Below are 21789 nucleotides of genomic sequence, written 5' to 3'. Positions count from 1 at the left end.
GTGTGCCCTTACGTTCGGGCTACGCCCTCTCTACAGGGCACACAACTCTATCTGCTTGCAAAGGTAATCATTTTCCATCAGTTTTCCACCTTTCTGTGTCTACTTTTTGAGGGGCAGCATTTCTTTTGAAAAACCACAAAAAACGTCCTTAAAAATGTGTAAAACCACAAAAGGTCGTCCTTAAAAGTGTGATATTTTACAACAAGTCGAACTAAAAAGTGCAAAAACAGCTGATATGCAAGTGCGCATACCAGCTGCTTTCTTAGTATGCTCGGCATACCTGCTGACTGCAGTGAGCAGACCTGCTGACTAGGCTCAGCAGAGCTGCTGAGCCTAGTGGCAACTTTCCAGAAGCAGTCTCCTTGAACTCCATATTCTATCTCTTTGAACCTGATCAGACGTCTTCTTTCACTTGCGCAGTCATCTTCTTCAGCTTGCGGAGCCGTATCCTTCGGTTAACGGAGCCGTATCCTTCGGTTAACGGAGCCGTATCCTTCAGCTTGTATAGTCATATCCTTCAAAATACTCAGTCGTCTCGTTTCGTTCACTCAGCCGTTTGCTTTAGCTCTTACAGGGCGCCTTGCTGGCTGCTATTATATCCTGAGTATTGCTCGGGACCAGGAACATTGGGTCCTTTTGTCTATTCTTGAACCGCATGCGAAGGTTCTGTATAATATAAACAAAAGAAGTCCGTGGACTTACACATTGTCCACGGACTTCTTGGAATATAATCTCAATGATTGGAATCTCTTACTTTCTAAAGTATTTTCCCACCACTGGCAGACTCTTTAATGGGAAATCCTTCTTCACGAGATAAGCGGCGAAGATGAGGATGAGCACCGTGTTGATGAGGCAGGCAATTCCACTGGAGAAGTATCTGTTAGCCTCGGTCATTCCGGCAAAGAGGATGAGGGCGAGAACCACATAAATCATAATCTCCTTCACCGGATAGTTGATTGGATACTTCTTCTGACCTACAAAGTAGGAGAGAAGCATGGCTGTTCCATAACCTGCGAAACCGGCCCAGGCACAGGCGATGTAACCATAAACTGGTACGAAGATAACGTTGATGGCAATCAATACCGCACAACCGATGCCCGAGAAGTAAGCACCCCAGATGGTCTTGTCGATGAGCTTGTACCAGAAACTGAGGTTGAAATATACTCCCATCATGATTTCGGCAGCCATTACGATAGGCACTACCTTCAAACCATCCCAGTAGTCGCGACCGATGATGTGGCGCAATACATCCAGATAACCTACTACCACCAGAAAGGCGAGCAGGGTGAAGATGACGAAATACTTCATCGCCGAAGCGTAAGTCTGTCGGTTGTCCTTATCCTTCGCCTTGCCGAATACGAATGGCTCGTAAGCATAGCGGAAAGCCTGGGTAATCATCGCCATAATCATCGCAATCTTGCTGGCTGCTCCGTAGATTCCGAGTTGCGCATGAGCATCGCCCTTCTCATAGATGTAAGGGAAGAGAATCTTGTCGGCTGTCTGGTTCAGAATACCGGCAATACCGAGCACGAGGATAGGCCAGCTGTAGCCCATCATCTTCCTGACGAGCACCTTACATTCACTCCAGGAGCATTTCTCGCCCATGAATCCTTCCTTCAGCTCCTTGTAGAAACAGAAGGTGATGGAGGCGGTACAAACGAGGTTGATGTAGAAAGCATAGCCCACATCGTGACCATCCATGATGACGTAGTAAACCAGGTTGAGCGCAATGTTCAGACCGATGAAGAGCAACTTGAAGGCAGCAAACTTCAATGGGCGCTTCTTGTATCTGAGGTAAGCGAACGGAATGCACTGGAAGGCATCAATAGCCACGGTTACGAACATGGTCCATACATAAGCCGGATGGTCGGCGTAGCCCATCGCATCGCTCAAAGGCGTGATGAAGAGGAATACCAGGGCGATGAAGAGTAGGGAAGTGAAGCCCACCATGCTCAATACCGTGTGATAAACCTTTTCTGAGTTTTCTCCCTCCTTGTTGACAAAACGGAAGAAGGTGGTCTCCATTCCGTAGGTCAGGATAACGAGGAGTAACGCCGTATAGGCGTACATGTTGGTGATGACACCATAACCACCACTTGCGGCGCTGATCTTAGCCGTATAGAGTGGTACAAGCAGATAGTTGAGGAATCTGCCGATGATACTGCTCAAACCATAGATGGCGGTATCCTTTGCGAGTGATTTTAAACTTGCCATTATCTTTCTTAATGTTGAATGTTAAGTGTTAAATGTTAAATTGGGCTTGCGCCGTCATTCAAAGATTATCTGTGTAAATCTGTGAAATCTGTGGGAGACTCTTATCCGAAGAATAAATAAGCTATAGCGATTGCTGCGATGACTCCTGCCAGATCGGCAAGCAAGCCGCAAGCCACGGCGTGACGGGTATTCCTGATGCTTACGCTTCCGAAATATACTGCCAATATATAGAAGGTGGTATCGGTGGAACCCTGGAAGATGCAGCTCAATCTGCCCACAAACGAATCAGGACCATAGTTCTTCATCGCCTCCAGCATCATGCCTCGTGCACCACTTCCCGACAGCGGTTTCATGATGGCGGTAGGCAGGGCGCCTACGAAATCGGCGTTCAAGCCGCATTGTTCTACCGACCACGAAATGCCTTGAATCACCATATCCATCGCTCCCGAAGCACGGAACACGCCGATGCCCACAAGGATAGCTACGAGATAAGGGATAATCTTCACCGCAGTAGTAAAACCTTCCTTCGCTCCCTCGATAAATGCATCATAAACATTCACTTTCTTCCAGAAACCCGCCAGGATGAAGCAGAGGATGATGCCCAGGAGAATCATGTTAGAAACCAAGGTGGTAACCGTGTTCATCGTATCCTTGTCCATCTGTCCGAATCCCCAGATGATGATGCCTACGAAGGCGCACATTCCCAACAGAGTAGCGAGTAAAACCGGCTGCAGGATGTTGATGCGCTGCCAGAGCGAAGTGATGATGATTCCGGCAAGCGTAGCCACGAGCGTAGCCATCAGGATAGGGATGAAGACATCCGTAGGCTGGGCTGCACCATAGGAGGCACGGAAGGCGAGGATGGTGGTAGGGATGATGGTGAGTCCTGAGGTGTTCAGAACCAGGAACATAATCATCGGGTTCGTTGCCGTATCCTTCTTCGTGTTGAGTTCCTGCATCTGCTGCATCGCTTTCAATCCTGTAGGCGTCGCCGCATTATCGAGTCCCAGCATATTCGAAGCGATATTCATGAAGATGCTTCCCATCACCGGATGGTTCTTCGGAATATCAGGGAAGAGACGGGTGAAGACCGGGCTGAGTGCTCTTGCCAACACATTCACAACTCCCGCCTTCTCTCCAATCTTCATGATGCCAAGCCAGAGGGCGAGCACGCCCGTCAGTCCGAGAGAAATCTCGAAGGCATTCTTGGATGAATCGAAGGTGGAATCTACAATCTTCTGGAAGATAGTCGTATCTCCCATTGCCAATCCGATGAGTGCGAAGATGAACGCAATCACGAAAAATGCTATCCAAATGTAATTTAAAACCATAATTGTTTCATCTTGCGGTTTTTTCAACCGCTTTTATTGTGATAATGTTCTTGTCACAGAATAATATAATACCTGATAATCGGGTGCAAAAGTACAACTTTATCACAAAATTCCAAAGAAATTCGGACTGAAAATCACAAAATTCCTATTGTTTTAAGGCGTTTTATCACAAAATTCCATGCTTTTCTCTCTTCGCTATCACATTATTCCCTATTCGTTATACTTTTTTAATCTCTCTTTTTATCCGATTTCAGAAAAAAGATGTACTTTTGCCGCTCAATTCATGAAAGACAGGAATTTGGTTATACAAAAACATTATTAAGGAAGCAAAGGACTTCTGTTATATTTTATAGTATGGACAAGAATGAGAGAATATATAACGAGCAAGAGATGCCCGCAGAAACGAAAAAGAATCATTCCGCAGATGCGGATAGAGTAAAGGAAGTATATAAGGTGACGATAGCGGGAAGCATCATCAATGTGGTGCTGCTCGTACTGAAGTTTGCTGCAGGTATTCTCGGACATTCTGCAGCCATGATAGCGGATGCCATCCATTCGCTTACCGATTTCGCTACCGATGTGGTGGTACTGGTATTCGTAAAACTAGGCAATAAGCCGAAGGATAAGGACCATGATTATGGGCATGGCAAATACGAGACGCTTGCCACAGCCATCATCGGTATTTCGCTATTCGTGGTGGGTGTGATGATCTGTTATTCTGGTGTTACCAAGACCTATCGTGCCATCTGCGGCGAGACACTCCAGCAGCCGGGCGTTGTAGCCTTGATTGCTGCCATCGTAAGTGTCGTGATGAAGGAGTGGGCTTATCAGTTTACTGTAAAAGCCGGAAAGAAATATCATTCCGAGGCTGTAGTGGCGAATGCCTGGCATCATCGCAGCGATGCTTTATCGAGTATCGGAACGATGTTTGGTATTGGTGGCGCCATCATCCTGGGAGAAAAGTGGGCGGTGCTCGATCCGCTTGCAGCCATCATCGTGAGTGCCTTCATCATCAAGGCCGCCTGGGGACTGGTGATGCAGTCTGTGAAAGAACTGACGGATGCCAGTCTTCCAGAAACTGAGGAAGATGAAATCCTGAAGATTGCAAATGAAGAAGAGGGAGTGGGAGAGATTCATAACCTGCGTACCCGTCGCATTGGAAACAAGATTGCGATAGAAATGCACGTCCGTATGCCGGGTTCTCTTTCGCTTTATGAGGCGCATGAGCATGCTACTCATATCGAAACAAAACTGAAGCAGCACTTCGGTGCAGATACCCATGTGGGAATCCATCTCGAACCGATAAAAGTGAACGGAAAATATCAGAAACCGGAATAACTGAAATAAAAGGAAATAGCCGGAATAAAAGGAAACGAGCCTTGACGGAAGGATGAATCCTCCATCAAGGCTCGTTTTTTTATTTGATATCCGAATCGTGTTTCGGATATTTATCATCTTTTGGGATGATTATTATCTGATTATATTATCGGCCGAGATTTACGCTGGCTCCTGCCATAATCCACAAACCTGGTTGCTTAACAGCTGTGAGGTCGTAGTAGTGGTGGCAAGTGATGTTGTCGGCTTTCACGAAGATATTGTATTTCTTCTCATCCCACATCAGCTTGCAATCCACCTTGGTGTATGGATGATAGCCATTCATTCTCTGCTGCCATCTTACGCTCCACGAAGCTGAAAGCTTGCTCCAGATCTGATGATCCAGGCCGAATACTGCCTTGTGCTTGAGATACTCCAATGCATAGAGTGATTTCAGAATGTTTGTCTCGGTCTTATGATCCTGATAGATGTAAGCATAACCCAACTTGATGCGGGTGATGAAACTGTTTGGTACCAACTCTCTCATGTAGATTGTAGCATCTACGTTGTAGCCCATGTTGTTGAGCTTTCCGATATTCATCACGTGATACTTGCTGTCATTCTGCTCGGTCACGGATGTCTGAACCCAGTCAATCATGTTGGTGCCGTGTGCGTAGAATCCGCTTACGGTTGCGGCAAAACCAGTCTGGCGATATTGAGTTCCCACCTTGAAGGTTGAGTTCTTCTCCGGGGTCAAGGTGAGGTCGCCCTGCTGTACTGCATTACTCATGTATAAGTCGGTGTAGGTAGGCATTCTCAATGCCTTGTTCCAGGAAGCGTAGAACTTCCAGTTGTCGTTAGGACGATAACTCATGTCCACACCAGGATAGAAACGGAAGTCGTTGTCAAGACCTGTATTCTTGTTAGCCAAGACACCAGCCGACAAGGTGAAACCGCCGAAGATGAAGTTGTGCTCCAGCATGATGTTGGTATTGGTGCGCTCGCCCTTTCGGGTATATTGACGGTCAGAACCCGAGATATCCTTATAGTCTTTCTCTGCGAGTTCCTCGCCCAATGCAGTAGAGTAGATGCACTCCTTGCTGATGTCGAAACCTACTGCAGTCTTACCCAAAGCCCAAGCCACGTTGGCATTCAGTCCACCACCATAAACATCGAGGTCGTGATAGTTCTCGCCTGCTGCAGCTCCAGCCTTTCCACGAATCAGCTGATAGTGATCCTTGAATTTGTTATAATAGAATTGAGGCGCAATCTCCCAGGTCTTCTCCTGGTTATGCAGACTCAGATTGAGCGAAGCCAGACCGTGGTCTGTCTTCTCATATTGGTTGTTATATTTGGCGCTGTAGAAAGTATTGGCACCATAGCTCTGGCTAGCAATACCCAACTGGGCGTTGATGTCGAAACGCTGGTCGTAAGAGAACGAGAGATTGCCGTAGCCCTGTCCCTTCTCGAAATCGCTGTTCTCCGTGCCGCCATCCGAGCGCTTGTAACCTCCGCTTACGGAATAAGCCTGGGTCCACTTGCCCGTTTCAAAAGCCGTCTGCACACGTCCCTGTGCTCCGAAACTTCCAAAGCTTCCGCCTTCTACACTTGCAGATACCCCCTCACTCTTAGCCTTCTTGGTTACGATGTTGATGGCACCATTGAAGGCTGAAGTTCCGAATAAGCGCGATGCTGCTCCCTCGAGCACTTCGATGTGGTCGATGTCAGCAAGAGCTACAGGAAAATCAGAAGCATTGTGACCAGTCTGAGGATTGGAAATGTTGACGCCATTCAAGAGAATGGTAATCTGGTCGAAGGTTCCACCATTGATGGAGATATCCGTCTGAACACCAAAGCCACCACGCTGACGGACATCCACGCCGGTAGCTAATTTCAATACATCGTTGATAGTCTGCGCAGCCGCACGATGAATATCGTCGCGGGTAATGACAGACACAATCTTAGGTGACTGCTCTACAGTCATCGGCGCACGAGATCCGGTAACGCTCACCGCATCCAGCTCGTAAGCCTTTCCGCCCTTGTAGAGGGTAGAGTCAACCTTGGCTCCCTCTGTGCTTACGCCTGCTGCCTTAGCATGGCTCAGGGTAGCAACGCTGAGTGCGCCAACAAGTACCTCTCTTCCCAAAACTGCGAAGAGTGAGTAGTTCTTGTTAGAGAATCGGTTGAACTTCAAGCTGTTGCGCTTGTTGAAAATTGTTTTGTACATTAAATTAAATGTTTATAAATGAATAATAAATCGAAGCCTTCCGCCTTCCCGGCTTTCGGCATTCGGGGTGCAAAGGTACTGCCTTTTGGGCAACTGACAAAATAAAATGTGAATTATTTTTTCAACTGCCGATGCAAAGTTAATGTAAATCAAGGTCGGTTTCCTACCTCACAAATCGTATTCAATTCAGCCTTCTTGTGGCATAAAAAAGTATTAATTAGGCATAATCCTCAATAGGGTGATGTGATTTTCTTAAAGAAACATTCGCTTTTTCAGATTATTCTTGTATCTTTGCAGTTGATATGGGCAGCATTCAGCAATCAGAATACTGCTGTCGCAAATTTATGGTAATTAGAAATTAAAAAGAAAGGAACAGATAAGATGGAAAAGATCAACGTAAAAGAACTGAATGACAACGTCTTCGAGACTATTGGTAAGGAGTGGATGCTGGTATGTGCCGGCAACAAGGATCATTTCAATATGATGACCGCCTCTTGGGGCTGTTTGGGATGGCTTTGGAACAAGCCGGTGGCTGTGGTCTTTATCCGTCCGGAGCGTTTCACCCACGGCATCATCGAGGAGAATGAATTCATGACTCTCTCTTTCCTCGGCAATAGCGAGGAGGCTCGGAAGATTTATAACTTCTGCGGTTCCAAGAGCGGACGTGATTTTGATAAGGTGAAGGAAACAGGACTGATTCCTGTAGAAACTGATAACGGCAGCATCGCCTTCGATCAGTCACGACTCACCCTGGAATGCCGCAAACTTTATAAGGACAGTATGACCGCCGAGAAGTTCCTCGACAAGGACCTGCTCCAGTGGTATGGTGCCAAGGGTGGATTCCACGATGTTTATGTTGTGGAGATTACCAATGCTTATAAAAAATAAGAATTAAAATATGGCTCAAGAACAAACAGCAATTCGTGAACGCCAGAAAACCAGGTTCAAGGAGCCGGGGCGTTACGTGGTAATGATGTTCAACGACGACTTCACGCCGATGGACTTCGTGGTAGAAATCCTCGAATCCATCTTCTTCAAGTCGCAGGCTGAGGCTGAAGCAATCATGCTCAAGGTTCATCACGAAGAGAAAGCCGTGGTGGGCACCTACAGCTATGACATCGCCAAGAGTAAAGTAGAGAAAGCGATGGAGAAAGCCCGTACGCAGAAGTATCCGCTGAAACTCACTTATATGCCGGAATAGGCGTTGATTTCGGGGAAATATCCCCAATATATGCTAAGAAAAAGAAAGGAAAAAATAGAATGGACAGTATGGGATTGACCCGATATATGAGTGTTCTGATGGACGATGCCATGAAGCAAGCCCGGTTCTTCGATCACGAGTTCGTGATGCCCGAGCACATGCTGCTGGCGTTGCTCAGGCAGTATGCATTCTGTCAGGCGCTGCAGGAAGAAGGCGTAGACAGCCTCAAAATGCACGAAGACTTGGTGGGATGGCTCGCCAAGCAGGAGCGTGTGCCTGAAACCATCAAGTATCTGCCAGAGCCGTCATCGCTCTTCAAAACCATGTTTGGAACGGCGTGCGCCCTGGCTGCTGCTGCCGACAGGCAACTGGTGAATGTACCCCATTTTGTGCAGGCGATGTTTGGCTTGCAGAATTCAGAAGCCGCCTTCCTGCTGTGCAAGAATGTGGGCGACCGGCAGGGCGAGTTCCTGGCGAGCGTTGACAGTTATTATCCTATTGGAGAAGATACTGGAGAGGCTGGCATGGGCATGGGAGCAGACTTTGATGATGACGATTACGCCAACGAGTATGACGACGACGAGGAAGAAGGCAGAAGACAGGTTGTACAGGATTGGCATCAGCTGGTTACCTGTATTTCTGACAAGGTAGAAGAGCACAATCCGCTCATCGGAAGAGAACAGGAACTGGACAGAACCATCCAGGTGCTCTGCCGTGCCGAGAAGAACAATCCGCTCCACATCGGAGAAGCCGGAGTCGGCAAGACAGCTCTGGTCTATGGTCTCGCCAAACTCATCAACGAAAACCAGGTTCCTGAACGCCTCAAGGGGGCTCGCATCTACGGCATGGATATGGGACAGATGCTTGCCGGTGCCCAATATCGCGGCGACTTCGAGAAACGCATCAAGATGGTGATGGAGGGAGCCGTGAAGGAAGGCAATACCATTATCTACATCGATGAGATTCATAATATGATAGGTGCCGGTCGTGGCTCAGATGGCGGACCTGATGCATCCAATATGCTGAAGCAATATCTGGAGGCAGGCGATATCCGTTTCATCGGTTCTACCACCTACGAGGAATATAACCGTTACATGGCTCAGAGCAAGGGCATTGTGCGCCGGTTCCAGCAGATTGACATCAAGGAACCTACCGAGGAGGAGGCTATCAAGATATTGGAGGGCTTGCAGTATAAATACAACAAGTTCCACAATGTAACCTATCGCAAGGACGCCCTGGAATATGCCGTCCGTGCCAGCGCCAAATATATCAGCAACCGCTGTCTGCCAGACAAGGCCATCGACCTGATGGATGAGGCGGGTGCTTATCTGGAGGTGCATCCGGTAGAATCTCGCCAGCGCTCTTATGTTACCAAGTCTATCATCCAGCAGATTCTGATTAAAGTCTGCAAGATTGATGCGGCTGCGATGAAAGATGAGAATAACGATGCTTTGGCTACGATCCGCCAGCGCATACTCGACAAGATTTACGGTCAGGACAAGGCTGTAGACAAGGTGGTTGAGGCTGTGATGATGGCAAAGGCGGGATTGACAGATGATGACAAACCATTGGCTTCGCTCCTCTTCGTGGGACCTACCGGAGTAGGAAAAACCGAGGTGGCACGACAGTTGGCCAAGGAACTCGGCATCGAACTGGTACGCTTCGATATGAGTGAATATACCGAGAAGCATACCGTGGCAAAACTCATCGGTTCGCCAGCCGGATACGTGGGTTATGAGGATGGAGGACTTCTGACCGATGCCATCCGCAAGACACCAAACTGTGTACTCCTGCTCGATGAGATAGAGAAGGCGCATAGCGATATCTATAACATCCTGCTCCAGGTAATGGACTATGCCCGTCTGACTGATAACAAGGGCCAGAAGGCTGATTTCCGTAACGTGATTCTCATCATGACCTCAAATGCCGGAGCACAATATGCTTCACGGGCTAGCGTAGGTTTCAATGGAAACGTAAGTCGTGGCGAAGCGATGCTGGCACAGGTGAAGAAGACTTTCAAGCCTGAGTTTATCAACCGACTTTCCGACATGGTGGTGTTCAACGATATGGATAAGCACATGGCTGAGCTGATTCTTGCCAAGAAACTTCGTCAACTTGATGCGAAACTGGCAGCAAAGGGAGTTACCGTAACGTTAACCGATGCTGCGCGTGAACAGTTGCTGAAATGGGGCTTTACCAAGGAATATGGTGCCCGCGAGATGGACCGTGTCATCGGTAACCGCCTGAAACCGATCCTGATGAAGGCGCTGCTCTTCGGCAAACTCAAGAAGAGTGGCAAGGCGCATGTCGACTTTGACGGAAAGGAACTGGTGATTAATTATTAGAATGAAAGTCTAGTCAAGAAATTCTTGATAAAAGATAAGCGTATGATATTACAGATAGATGATACTGCGGACGAGATTTACTTTCCCGATCCGCATTATGGCGATGAGGATGGATGCTTTGCGATTGGTGGCGATTTGAGTATTGACCGCCTGTTGCTGGCTTATAGCAATGGCATCTTTCCCTGGTATAGTTTCCGTGACCAGCCTGAAATACTCTGGTTCTGTCCGATGAAGCGTTTCGTCATCTTCCCTGATGAAATCCACATCAGTCATTCCATGCGTACCCTGATGAGAAAGAACCGATACAGCGTAGGAATCAACGAAGATTTCGATGGTGTGATACGGGGATGCAGCAAGACCAACGGACGGTATTGGGAAGATGGCGCATGGCTGGGAGAGAACATCATCCAGGCATTTACTGCCCTCCATAAGCAGGGCTTTGCGGCGAGCGTAGAGGTATGGGATAATGAAACCGATGAACTGGTGGGGGGACTTTATGGTGTCACCATCGGCAAGGTTTTTATAGGAGAAAGCATGTTCTCCAGGGTTCCGTCAGCTTCTAAGATTGCCCTCATCTTCCTTGCCAGATACTTGCAGGAGCACGGTGGTAAGATGATAGATTGTCAGTTGGAGACTCCTCATCTCAAATCGATGGGTGGCAGATATATTTCTTACGAGGAATATATGAAGATTATGAACGAAGAATAAGAGATGTTCTTCTCGGAATAGAAGAACATCTTCTTTTGAATAAAAAATAAAGGCTAGGTTTCCAGAATAGTGAACCTAGCCTTTGTTATTATCTGGCTTTTTGCTTTTTATTAGAATATCGGTGTGCCGATGCAGCCGTTAGGTGCCTGAATATGCAGCATCGCACAAACGGTAGCGGCAATATCTGTCATATAGTGAGGCTGGGCACTCTCGCCGTGCTGGATGCCCCAACCCATAAACAGGCAAGGAATATGGATATCGTATGGATTCCATGCTCCGTGGGTAGTTCCCTTGCTGCTGTAATAATCGTAGTGACCTGGTTTCAGTACAATCTGAACACCTCCGCTGCGCTCGCGGTTATAACCGTTAATGGCGCGGAACTTCAGCTCTTCAGGGATGCTCTCGATAGAGGTCTTCTCCATGTCGAAGGCATAGTGCACGTCCTTGTCTTTCTTCAGTCTGTCTACTACCACCTGCTTGATGGCTGCGTAATCCAGACCGAGTTCCTCGATGATGTCTGTATTGAAGAACACCTGGTAGTTCATGATGGTCTTCACGAGATCTTTGTCGGTATTGAACTTAGCTTTCAGAATCTGATTCAGCTCTTCTACCAATCCCTTTTTGTTCCAGATGCCGGCAGGGATTCGCTGATCCTGCAGGAAGGTAGCGTTGTTCACGCCTCCATGGTCGGCGGTGAGGAAGGTGAGATAATTTCCCTTGCCCACGGTCTGGTCGAGATAAGCGAAGAAATCTGCCAAAGCCTTATCTAATCTAAGATAGCAATCCTCTGTTTCGATAGCGTTTACGCCCACCTGATGACCGATGTAATCGGTGCTTGAGCAGCTGATGGTCAGCAAATCAGTATCTGTGTTTCTACCCAGATTTTCTCCCTCAATGGCAGCCTTGGCAATATCGAAAGTCAGGTTGCAGCCGAATGGGGTACTGCGGAGAATCTTGTAACCATGCTTTTTATATAAAGTAGGCAGATCGAGTGGCAATACAGCCTTCTCGCCTTCAACAATTCCATTCTCGTAGTTGTTGTCATCGCTGGTGCTTTCCTTATAGGAATCGATAGGGTAGAGCGTCTCCCATTTCTTGGAAAGATACTTGTTTGGGAGTTTCTGCTTGTTGAACTTGTTCACCCACTCTGGCAACTTATCCATATAGAAAGTACTGGTGATGAACTTGCCCGACTTGTCATCAAACCAGAAAGCGCCATTGGCGTGATGGCCCGCAGGGAGGATGGATGCTCTGTCTTTCAAGGCTACACCAATCACCTTAGAGCGGTTGTTGGTAGCCAGACGGAGTTCATCGCCGATGGTGGTTACCCACAGATTGCGAGGCGACATCTTGCCAGCCTTGCTGTCAGAACCTACCGGGTTGACGGTATCGTCGGCAGTACAATACACTACTTTTCCATCTTTCACGAAGTTATTTCCTGCAATTCCGTGGATGGAAGGAACGGAACCGGTCCAGATAGAAGTGTGTCCGATGGCTGTAACCGAAGGGATGTAAGGAATCTTGCAGTTTTCTACGCTGAATCCTTCTCCGAGCATTCTCTTGAATCCGCCTTCGCCGTAGCGGGCGTAGTAGCGATAGAGATAATCCCATCGCATCTGGTCGATAACGATGCCTACAACGAGCTTAGGGCGTTGAGGCTGAGCCTGTGCAATGCCGCAGAAGCAGCAGAGCACGAAGATGAGTTTGATAATCTTATTCATAGTCAAAATGTCTTTTTTATACATAACCATTCAGTATTGTATATTAGAATTCGGTTGCAAAGATACAACTTATTTTGGTATTTAACGATAAAAAAGACGATTTTTACCCAAACTTCTCATGGCGTTCAATACAGCCAGTACCGTAACACCTACATCGGCAAAGACAGCCATCCACATGGTGCCGAGACCAATGGTGGCGAGAATCAGTACGGCAACCTTCACTCCGATGGCAAATATCACGTTCTCGTGAGCGATATGAATGGTTCTTCTGGCTATCTTTACGGCAAGGGCAATCTTTCTAGGGTCATCATCCATCAGTACTACATCGGCAGCTTCGATGGCTGCATCGCTACCCAGTCCACCCATGGCTATGCCCACATCGGCACGCTTCAATACAGGGGCATCGTTGATGCCATCGCCTACATAAGCGAGCGTCTTGCCTGCTGGTTTTGTCTTCAGCAGTTGTTCTACATGCGAAACCTTATCGGTTGGCAGCAGTTCTGCGCGGCACTCGTCCAGTCCCAGTTTGTGGGCAACATCTTCTCCCACTTCTCTGCGGTCGCCCGTCAGCATTACCGTTTTCTCTACTCCCAGTTCTTTCAGCTCTCTGATGGCCTGGGCGCTTCCTCCCTTAAGGGTGTCGTTGATCACAATATGTCCCGCATACTTGCCATCAATGGCGACGTGGATGATGGTTCCCACCTGGTTGCAGTCGTGCCATTGGGCACCGATGCTTTCCATCATCTTCTTGTTGCCCACGCAAACCACCTTGCCGTTCACTTGGGCACGGATACCCTGTCCTGCAATCTCCTCTACATCGGTCACCTCGCAGCCATCCGTTGCTTCTTGTGGGAAGGCAGTACGCAGGGCTGCGCCGATAGGGTGGGTAGTGAAATGTTCAGCATGAGCCGCCAAATGCAGCAGAATCTTCTCCTTGTCAGAATATTCACCAATATGTACATTATCTGCATCGTGGAATGAATGGTCTGGGCAGGAATCATCAGCATGAACAGCTGCCACGGCAAACTCTCCGTGGGTCAGAGTTCCGGTTTTGTCGAACACAACGGTTCCCACCTTGGCTAAAGCATCCATATAGTTGCTGCCCTTGATGAGAATACCGTTCCGAGATGCTCCGCCGATGCCGCCAAAGAAGGTGAGGGGCACGCTGATGACCAGGGCGCAAGGACAGGAAACTACCAGGAATATCAAGGCGCGGTTGAGCCATAATGGGAAGTTCTCGCCAAAGGTTCCTTCACCTACGATTTCTGTTGCTGCCAGGAATGGAGGAATAACCGCCAGGGCAATGGCTGCGAAAACAACGATAGGAGTATAGACTCGGGCGAAACGGGTGATGAAAGCCTCGCTCTTCGACTTGTTCTTGTCTGCACTCTCTACCAGAGAGATAATCTTGGATACGGTACTCTCGCCAAAACTCTTGGTGGTACGTACACGAACTACTCCTGAAAGGTTGATGCAACCGGACATGATAGTATCGCCTTCATTCAAATCCCGTGGCATACTTTCTCCCGTCAGGGCAATGGTATTCAAGGCTGAGCTTCCCTCAACAACAATACCATCCAAAGGCACTTTCTCTCCCGGACGGATTACGATAGTTTCTCCTGTCTTGACGTCTTCCGGCGAAACCGACTCTACTTTTCCGTTTCTTTCAACATTCGCTACATCCGGTCGGATATTCATCAGATGCGAAATACTGTCGCGGCTCTTTCCTTCCGCATATCCTTCGAAGAGTTCGCCCACCTGAAAGAAGAGCATCACAAAGACTGCCTCCGGGAATTCTGTATCTGATCCTGGGAAGAATCCGATGCAAAGTGCTCCGATGGTTGCAATAGCCATCAGAAAGTTTTCGTTAAACATATCGCCCTTGGCAATACCTTCTGCAGCTTCGCCCAGCGTCTCATGTCCTATCAATAAATAAGGAATGAGATAGACGAGGAGCAACTGCCAGGTAGCCAGACTGTATTCCTTTTCGATGAAAACAGCGATAATCAGGAGGATGATGGTTGCTCCTATCAGAAAGAGTTTGGATTTCAAACCGCCTTCTTCATGGTGATGATGGTGGTGGCAACCGCACCCCTGGTGCTCATGTTCTTCTGTGGAGCATGAGCAATCATGATTGTGCTCATGATGATGTTCGTGAGAATTTTCACAATGGCATTCATGATGATGTTCGTGAGAATGTTTCATTTCTTCCATAATTTTGCAATACTTTTAGTTCTATATAATCAGGAACATTCAGTTCCTTTTTCTATTTCGGTTGCAAAATTACGAAAAGGTTTCTGCAACTTGGTTGCAAAAGCTCCAAATCGCCCTCTTAATGTTTTTTTTGTTTACGCAAAAACAAATAGACCAAATTCAAGCAAACCAGCAACGAAAAAAGCAGTTAAGCTCTTTTTGCTTAACTGCTTGATTTTCAGGGTGGACCAGCTAGGGCTTGAACCTAGGACCTCCAGATTATGAGTCTGTTGCTCTAACCAACTGAGCTACAAGTCCGTTGAATTTTTATTAAATTCGAGTGCAAAGATACTAGATTTTGGGCAAATAACCAAATAAAATCTTAAAAATTTTCTTAGAATCAGAAAAATAGCGTATCTTTGCACCAAATTATGTGCGCACACGTGCGTATGTACTTATTAATTGTACAAAAAAGGAAAAGAATTTCTATTCAGAAATGGACATAGACAAAAATAAAAGAATCGGTCTTACCGATGAACAAGTTAAACAGAGTAGGGAACAGCATGGCAAGAACGTGCTCACCCCTCCTCAACGTACTTCATTATGGAAACTGTATTTGGATAAATATCGCGACCCGATTATCCAGATACTTCTTGTGGCGGCTTTCGTATCCCTCATCCTTGCTTTTATCGAAAAGAATTTCATGGAGACCATCGGTATCTTCGTGGCAGTTTTCCTTGCTACTACCGTGGGCTTCTACTTTGAGCGCGATGCTGCCAAGAAGTTTAATCTGCTCACGGCGCTCAGCGAAGAGCAGCCGGTTAAGGTGCGCCGCAATGGTAAGGTGATGGAGATTCCGCGCCACGATGTGGTGGTGGGAGATGTAGTGCTCGTAGAAGTGGGCGACGAGGTGCCTGCCGATGGCGAACTCATCGTCTGCAACGACCTGCAGATTAACGAATCTGCCCTTACGGGCGAACCTGTTGCCGAGAAATCTCTGGAAGGTGGTGGCGATGGAGCCTATCCTCGCAACGTCATCCTCCGTTCTACCATGGTGATGAATGGTAGGGGCGAGTTTGTGGTTACTGCCGTGGGCGATGCTACCGAGATTGGTAAGGTGGCGAAGAAATCTACCGAGCAGACTTCGGTGGAGACACCGCTTCACATGCAGCTCGACAAGTTGGCTAAGATGATTTCCAAGGTAGGCTCTGTAGTATCTGTGGCAGCCTTCTTCATCTTCCTGATTCACGATATCCTCACCAATCCGGTATGGGGCGGCAAGGATTATTTCTATATGGCAGAAATCGTGTTGAAATACTTCATGATGGCTGTTACCCTGATTGTGATGGCGGTGCCGGAGGGATTGCCGATGGCGATTACCCTTTCTCTGGCGCTCAACATGCGAAGAATGCTGAAGTCGAACAATCTGGTGCGCAAGCTCCATGCCTGCGAAACCATGGGTGCCGTTACCGTAATCTGTACCGATAAAACCGGTACGCTTACCCAGAACAAGATGCAGGTGAGTGCCTTGGAACTCAAGCAGGGCGATGAGGCGCTGCTTGATACTGCCATTGCCCTCAACTCTACAGCCGAGTTGAATGACGGCAAACCTATCGGAAACCCTACCGAGTCGGCTCTCCTGCTCTGGCTCGATGCCCAGGGCAAGGATTATGAAGAACTCCGCAAGCAGGTGAACGTGCTCAAGCAGTTGCCTTTCTCTACCGAGAGAAAGATGATGGCAACCTTGGCAGAAGTTGATGGCGAGACCTATCTCTTCGTGAAGGGTGCGCCTGAAATCGTGATGAAGAAATGCATCATCGAAGATAGAATGCTGAGACAGTCAGCCGAAGAACTCGATGAGTGGCAGCATAAGGCGATGAGAACCCTGGCGTTCGCCTATAAGAAGATAGAAGCTTCTATCATGAGAACTTCCAGAACCTCTACTGCCGAAGTGGTAGCACTTCTCGATGCCAACGATCTTCAGTTGCAGGCCATTGCAGCCATTGCCGATCCTATCCGTCCGGATGTTCCTGCCGCCGTGCAGGAGTGCCGCCATGCGGGTATCGAGGTGAAGGTGGTTACGGGTGATACGGCTGCCACCGCCTTGGAGATAGGTAAGCAGATAGGTGTCTTCGAAGATGAACCTGAGAATATCGGAGCAGATGGCTCTCTGACCTCGCTCGACCAGCAGATGATTACGGGTGAACAGTGGGAGGCTCTTTCTGATGAAGAGGCTTACGAACGGGCAAAGGATATTCGTGTGATGAGCCGTGCCCGTCCTACCGATAAGCAGCGACTGGTGGCGATGCTCCAAAAGCGTGGCGAGGTGGTTGCAGTAACAGGCGACGGTACCAACGATGCTCCGGCGCTTCACTATGCTCACGTGGGCTTGTCGCTGGGTTCGGGAACTTCCGTGGCTAAGGAGGCTTCGGATATGACCCTGCTCGATGATTCGTTCAAGTCTATCGCCAATGCCGTGATGTGGGGACGCTCGCTCTATCGCAACCTGCAGCGCTTCCTCTTCTTCCAGTTGGTAGTAAACGTGGCAGCCCTCCTGCTGGTGCTTGGCGGCTCAGTTATCGGAACTGAAATGCCGTTGACGGTAACCCAGATTCTTTGGGTGAACCTTATCATGGATACCTTCGCAGCCTTGGCACTTGCCTCATTGCCTCCATCTCACGAGGTGATGAAGGATAAACCACGCAAGGCATCCGATTTCATCATCAACAAGAGCATCGGTTTCGGCATTCTGTTCTGCGGCATCGTCTTCTTCCTCGTTATGTTTGCCCTGTTGGTTTACTGTGAGCGCAGAGGCAAGGGTGGAGTAGATGTGCATGAACTGACCATGTTCTTCACCACCTTCGTGATGATTCAGTTCTGGAACCTCTTCAATGCCAAGGCGCTGATGAGCCATCACACCGCCTTCCGCCATTTCCTGAAGGATAAGGGAATGATTCTGGTGCTTGTACTGGTATTGGTGGGTCAGTGGATTATCGTAACCTTTGGTGGCGAAATGTTCCGCACCACACCATTGTCGCTCCATGAGTGGCTGCTCATCATCGGCTCAACCTCCGTTGTACTTTGGGCGGGCGAGCTGTGGAGAACTTTTAAGAGAATGATAGCAAAGAGAAGATAATCCATCGGAGTTCTTCTTCTGATATGAATGTTAAAGACAGTCCTTATGAATACAATACATTATAATGATATCGTGCAGTTGCCGCCTTGTGTGGCAACTATCGGTTTCTTCGATGGGGTGCATCGGGGACATCAGTTTCTGATTCATCATCTCGTAGAGATGGCACGAAAGGATGGCTTGCAATCTACCGTCATCACCTTTGATGCGCATCCCCGCAAGGTATTGCAGGCAGATTATCAGCCAGAGATGCTGAGCACGCTCGATTCCAAACTGCTGCTGCTTTCGAAGACGGAAGTGGATAATGCTGTGGTGTTGCATTTCGACAAGGCGATGGCTGCCATGTCGGCAAGAGAGTTTATGCAGCAGGTGCTCCACGACCATCTCAACGTAAGGAAACTCTTCATCGGCTACGACCATCGCTTCGGTCACAACCGCGAGGAGACTTTCGAAGATTACGTGCGCTACGGTAGGGAGATGGGCATCGAGGTAATCAGGAACGAAGCCTTCCAGATAGACGGCATCAACATCTCTTCTTCTGTAATCCGCTCTTTCCTGAAAGAGGGAGAAGTGGAGATGGCAGCCCGGTGTCTCGGTTTCCCTTATACCCTCATCGGAAAGGTGGTGAATGGATTCCACGAAGGCAGAAAGCTCGGTTTCCCTACTGCCAATCTCGACATCTCTCACTTCGGACAGCTGATTCCTGCCCCTGGTGTCTATGCCGTAAGGGTAAGACTGGAGAATACGGTGGTATGGAAGCGGGGAATGATGAATGTGGGCAATCGCCCTACCTTCAATGGCAGACAACTGACGCTAGAGACGCACATCTTCAATTTCGATGGGGATATTTATGACCAGCTCTTGCTCGTAAGCTTCGTGAAGCGAATAAGGGGCGAACAGAAGTTTGACAGTCCCGAGGAGTTGGCGGTGCAGCTGAAAGAGGATGAGCAGACCGTGCTGGATCTCTTTGAAAAGGAAGCGGAATGATAGCGAGAATGCTATTAAACTATAAACGATTAATTATAAACAGTAAAAGCAATGGCAAAGATTAATTTAAAGAGAGGTTTGACGGATATCGTCCTCTACCTGATTATATTTATAGTAGTACAGATTATCGTGATGTATGCTGGTGCAGGAATCTGGGCGGGCATTAAGGGCGAAGGTTACCAGGCAACGCTCCTGGCTATCAGTTCGGGCAGCAATCCTATCCTGATGGCGCTTACCTCAGCGTTCAGCAACGTTATCACCCTCGTCATCTTCCTGAAGACGAAGTGGACACCGCTGACCCGCGATTATCTGCTTTCCAAGCCTTGGGTAACGCTTCTCTGGGTGGCATTGTTCGCCCTGGGAACTATCATTCCTCTGGAGCTCATATATGAGCAGATAGGCATCGAGATGGACGAGAATACCGAGCAGATACTCGCATCGCTCATGAAGGAGCCTTGGGGCTATGTGGCTATCGGCATTCTGGCGCCTTTTGCTGAGGAGGTTGTGTTCCGTGGAGCCATTCTCCGCACCCTGCTGGGTCTTATGAGCAAGAAGAACCATTGGGTAGCCATCATGATTTCGGCTGCCATCTTCGGTCTGGCTCACGCCAACGTAGCGCAGTTTGTCAATGCCCTCCTGCTGGGCTTACTCCTGGGTTGGATGTATTATCGTACCAAGAGTCTTGTTCCGGGCATCCTGCTCCACTGGGTGAATAATACGATGGCGTATGTCCTGTCCAATATCATGCCTCAGAGCGATGGCAAACTCATCGACCTCTTCCATGGCGATGAGAAGACCATGTATTATGCCGTAGGCTTCTCTCTCTGCATCATGATTCCAAGTTTCATACAGCTGGTTATCAGATTAAAGAAGGTGAAGGCTTAAGAGATAAATAAACGAGTAAAAAGGTTACCTGGATGGGTAGCCTTTTTTCAGATATATAACCGGATAGATAAGTAGATTTTATGAAGATTATAGAAAGCAGTATCATAGGAAAGAAGAGCCCTGAGGCTTGTGAGGATGGAATGGTAGTTACCGATGATTTCATCGCTGTGATAGATGGCAGTACGAGCAAGACGCCGAAGCATCTCAATCCTGATATGAAGAACGGAAGATACGCCATGATGCTTATCTCGGAATATATCCGGGAGGAACTGAAGGCGGATGCCTCGGTAGATGATTTCTGCCAGGGCGTTACGGCGTATATATATAATAAGGTGTATGAAAAGCTTGGGGTGGAAGAGCGGTTGAAGAAGCATCCGGAAGAACGGCTTACCGCCTCGGCTATCCTTTATAGCCGGACAAGGAATGAAGTCTGGATGGTGGGCGATTGCCAGGCAATCATCGCCGGAAAACTCTATGAGAATGGCAAGCCTTATGAGGAGAAAATTGCCCGTAAGAGGGTAGAGTTGATAGAGCAGGGCCTTTCGTCTGCTGAGGCTAGAAAGCAGATAGAGCCATTGCTTATCAAGGCGATGCTTTCGGGGCAGAACCAGACCTATACGGTTATTGATGGATTTCCGATTTATCGGGAGGGAGTGAAGGTTGTCTCTGTTTCAGATTCTTGTTCTGTTCAAGATCCTGTTCCAGCATCAGATTCTGTCCCTTGCTCTGGCTCCGTTTCTGCATCAGGTACAATTTCTGTCTCTTCCTCCGAGATTGTATTGGCGAGCGATGGCTATCCGTTCCTGGAGCCAACCTTGGCAGCGAGCGAGGCGGCATTGGCAGAGCAGATTGCCAACGACCCACAGAACATCCATTCCTTTATCGCCACCAAGGGCATCGTAGAGGGCAATAAGAGCTTTGATGATAGAACTTATATCCGATTTTCGCCAGAAAAATAAAACACGGACAAATTGAATTTGTCCGGCTCGCTTGTCTGGCGGCTTGTAACTATCAAATAATCAGATCTTTATAAGCCTTCGGACAATTTGTCCGGACAAATTCAATTTGTCCGTGTTATTTTTTTAGCATGAATTTGTAAAGAAAAGCAAGGATTTCCATCCGGTAGGCGATGTATTCCCAAGAAGAAAACGATGACTTCTGCCCCGAGAAACGGTGAGTTCTGGAGGAGAAAACTATGAGTTAATATATCTTAACATAAAGCTCTAAAGCAGCCAAAGGAGAATAAGAGAGGTTGGAACGTAAACAGTTGGGAATGAGCAGATTTGCACAAAGTTGCCAAATCGGCATAAAGCAAGCGAGTGAGGAATATTGAAGTAGTTCAGTTACTAAATCGTGAGCCACAGTTACCTATGCAAAGCAGGTAACAATGCGGAAAGGCAACTTTGTGCATCAACGGATTTTATTGCGCTGATTCTCAATGTTTTGCGTATCAAGGAACGCTTACAAAATGATTATATTTGCACACTCAAAATGTAAGCGTTATGAAAATCGAAAAATTCAAGGTGTTGC

General features: G+C 48.0%; 14 protein-coding genes and 1 tRNA gene. 9 read left to right on the top strand and 6 right to left on the bottom strand.

Annotated elements, in window-relative coordinates; genetic code table 11:
- Nucleotides 1-750: 750 nt before the first annotated feature.
- Both NNC77_RS15150 and NNC77_RS15145 read right to left on the bottom strand, forming a co-directional pair.
- Complete coding sequence (locus tag NNC77_RS15150; protein ID WP_022121361.1) at nt 751-2214, bottom strand: oligosaccharide flippase family protein; 1464 nt, start codon at nt 2212-2214, stop codon at nt 751-753.
- 101 nt (nt 2215-2315) lie between these two features.
- The gene (locus tag NNC77_RS15145) at nt 2316-3545 is read right to left on the bottom strand and encodes a nucleoside recognition domain-containing protein (protein WP_254971667.1); all 1230 of its coding nucleotides are present in this window, start codon (nt 3543-3545) and stop codon (nt 2316-2318) included.
- A 354-nt stretch (nt 3546-3899) separates the two neighbouring features.
- Here NNC77_RS15145 and NNC77_RS15140 point away from each other — a divergent pair, with 354 nt between their 5' ends.
- Nucleotides 3900-4883: a cation diffusion facilitator family transporter gene (locus NNC77_RS15140; protein WP_437181585.1), complete on the top strand. Its 984-nt coding sequence runs from the start codon at nt 3900-3902 to the stop codon at nt 4881-4883.
- A 145-nt stretch (nt 4884-5028) separates the two neighbouring features.
- On the opposite strand, the gene NNC77_RS15135 is transcribed toward NNC77_RS15140, so the two are convergent.
- Entirely contained in the window at nt 5029-7086 is a 2058-nt protein-coding gene (locus NNC77_RS15135) for a TonB-dependent receptor plug domain-containing protein (protein ID WP_118191619.1), read from the bottom strand.
- 381 nt (nt 7087-7467) lie between these two features.
- Here NNC77_RS15135 and NNC77_RS15130 point away from each other — a divergent pair, with 381 nt between their 5' ends.
- The 4 genes from NNC77_RS15130 to aat all read left to right on the top strand — a co-directional run bounded on the left by NNC77_RS15130 (nt 7468) and on the right by aat (nt 11340).
- Entirely contained in the window at nt 7468-7974 is a 507-nt protein-coding gene (locus NNC77_RS15130) for a flavin reductase (protein ID WP_254971669.1), read from the top strand.
- 10 nt (nt 7975-7984) lie between these two features.
- Nucleotides 7985-8287: an ATP-dependent Clp protease adaptor ClpS gene (locus tag NNC77_RS15125; protein ID WP_254971671.1), complete on the top strand. Its 303-nt coding sequence runs from the start codon at nt 7985-7987 to the stop codon at nt 8285-8287.
- Between the two features lie 110 nt (nt 8288-8397).
- Nucleotides 8398-10632 (top strand): AAA family ATPase, encoded by a 2235-nt coding sequence (locus NNC77_RS15120; protein WP_437183295.1) that lies wholly within the window; start codon nt 8398-8400, stop codon nt 10630-10632.
- A gap of 42 nt (nt 10633-10674) precedes the next feature.
- On the top strand, nt 10675-11340 hold the full coding sequence (gene aat / locus NNC77_RS15115) for a leucyl/phenylalanyl-tRNA--protein transferase (RefSeq protein ID WP_117694924.1): 666 nt from the start codon (nt 10675-10677) through the stop codon (nt 11338-11340).
- Between the two features lie 110 nt (nt 11341-11450).
- On the opposite strand, the gene pafA is transcribed toward aat, so the two are convergent.
- The 3 genes from pafA to NNC77_RS15100 form a co-directional block, all read right to left on the bottom strand.
- Nucleotides 11451-13061, bottom strand: a complete 1611-nt coding sequence (pafA, locus tag NNC77_RS15110; RefSeq protein ID WP_254971672.1) for an alkaline phosphatase PafA — start codon at nt 13059-13061, stop codon at nt 11451-11453.
- Nucleotides 13062-13142: 81 nt separating this feature from the next.
- A complete protein-coding gene (locus tag NNC77_RS15105; RefSeq protein WP_437183296.1) occupies nt 13143-15113 on the bottom strand; it encodes a heavy metal translocating P-type ATPase in 1971 nt (656 codons plus the stop codon).
- 385 nt (nt 15114-15498) lie between these two features.
- Nucleotides 15499-15572: transfer RNA gene (locus NNC77_RS15100), tRNA-Ile, on the bottom strand.
- 178 nt (nt 15573-15750) lie between these two features.
- Here NNC77_RS15100 and NNC77_RS15095 point away from each other — a divergent pair.
- From NNC77_RS15095 to NNC77_RS15080, 4 genes are all read left to right on the top strand, one after another.
- The gene (locus NNC77_RS15095) at nt 15751-18390 is read left to right on the top strand and encodes a calcium-translocating P-type ATPase, PMCA-type (protein ID WP_022121139.1); all 2640 of its coding nucleotides are present in this window, start codon (nt 15751-15753) and stop codon (nt 18388-18390) included.
- Nucleotides 18391-18435: 45 nt separating this feature from the next.
- Entirely contained in the window at nt 18436-19374 is a 939-nt protein-coding gene (locus NNC77_RS15090) for a bifunctional riboflavin kinase/FAD synthetase (RefSeq protein ID WP_022121140.1), read from the top strand.
- A 51-nt stretch (nt 19375-19425) separates the two neighbouring features.
- Nucleotides 19426-20259, top strand: a complete 834-nt coding sequence (locus tag NNC77_RS15085; protein WP_153119157.1) for a CPBP family glutamic-type intramembrane protease — start codon at nt 19426-19428, stop codon at nt 20257-20259.
- Between the two features lie 80 nt (nt 20260-20339).
- Nucleotides 20340-21218, top strand: a complete 879-nt coding sequence (locus NNC77_RS15080) for a hypothetical protein (RefSeq protein ID WP_254971675.1) — start codon at nt 20340-20342, stop codon at nt 21216-21218.
- The last annotated feature ends 571 nt before the right edge of the window (nt 21219-21789 follow it).

Source organism: Segatella copri, assembly GCF_024330485.1.
In the GTDB taxonomy this organism is placed as follows: Bacteria; Bacteroidota; Bacteroidia; order Bacteroidales; family Bacteroidaceae; genus Prevotella; species Prevotella copri_L.
Note: the sequence above shows the minus strand (reverse complement) of the source record. Positions and strands in the feature narration are given on the sequence as shown.

Excerpts from the sequence above, each read along its gene's own strand:
- NNC77_RS15130 (WP_254971669.1), top strand. The coding sequence starts at position 7,468 with ATGGAAAAGATCAACGTAAAAGAACTGAATGACAACGTCTTCGAGACT.
- NNC77_RS15140 (WP_437181585.1), top strand. The coding sequence starts at position 3,900 with ATGGACAAGAATGAGAGAATATATAACGAGCAAGAGATGCCCGCAGAA.
- NNC77_RS15135 (WP_118191619.1), bottom strand. The coding sequence starts at position 7,086 with ATGTACAAAACAATTTTCAACAAGCGCAACAGCTTGAAGTTCAACCGA.
- NNC77_RS15095 (WP_022121139.1), top strand. The coding sequence starts at position 15,751 with ATGGACATAGACAAAAATAAAAGAATCGGTCTTACCGATGAACAAGTT.
- NNC77_RS15120 (WP_437183295.1), top strand. The coding sequence starts at position 8,398 with ATGAAGCAAGCCCGGTTCTTCGATCACGAGTTCGTGATGCCCGAGCAC.
- aat (WP_117694924.1), top strand. The coding sequence starts at position 10,675 with ATGATATTACAGATAGATGATACTGCGGACGAGATTTACTTTCCCGAT.
- NNC77_RS15145 (WP_254971667.1), bottom strand. The coding sequence starts at position 3,545 with ATGGTTTTAAATTACATTTGGATAGCATTTTTCGTGATTGCGTTCATC.
- NNC77_RS15150 (WP_022121361.1), bottom strand. The coding sequence starts at position 2,214 with ATGGCAAGTTTAAAATCACTCGCAAAGGATACCGCCATCTATGGTTTG.
- NNC77_RS15080 (WP_254971675.1), top strand. The coding sequence starts at position 20,340 with ATGAAGATTATAGAAAGCAGTATCATAGGAAAGAAGAGCCCTGAGGCT.
- NNC77_RS15090 (WP_022121140.1), top strand. The coding sequence starts at position 18,436 with ATGAATACAATACATTATAATGATATCGTGCAGTTGCCGCCTTGTGTG.
- pafA (WP_254971672.1), bottom strand. The coding sequence starts at position 13,061 with ATGAATAAGATTATCAAACTCATCTTCGTGCTCTGCTGCTTCTGCGGC.
- NNC77_RS15085 (WP_153119157.1), top strand. The coding sequence starts at position 19,426 with ATGGCAAAGATTAATTTAAAGAGAGGTTTGACGGATATCGTCCTCTAC.
- NNC77_RS15125 (WP_254971671.1), top strand. The coding sequence starts at position 7,985 with ATGGCTCAAGAACAAACAGCAATTCGTGAACGCCAGAAAACCAGGTTC.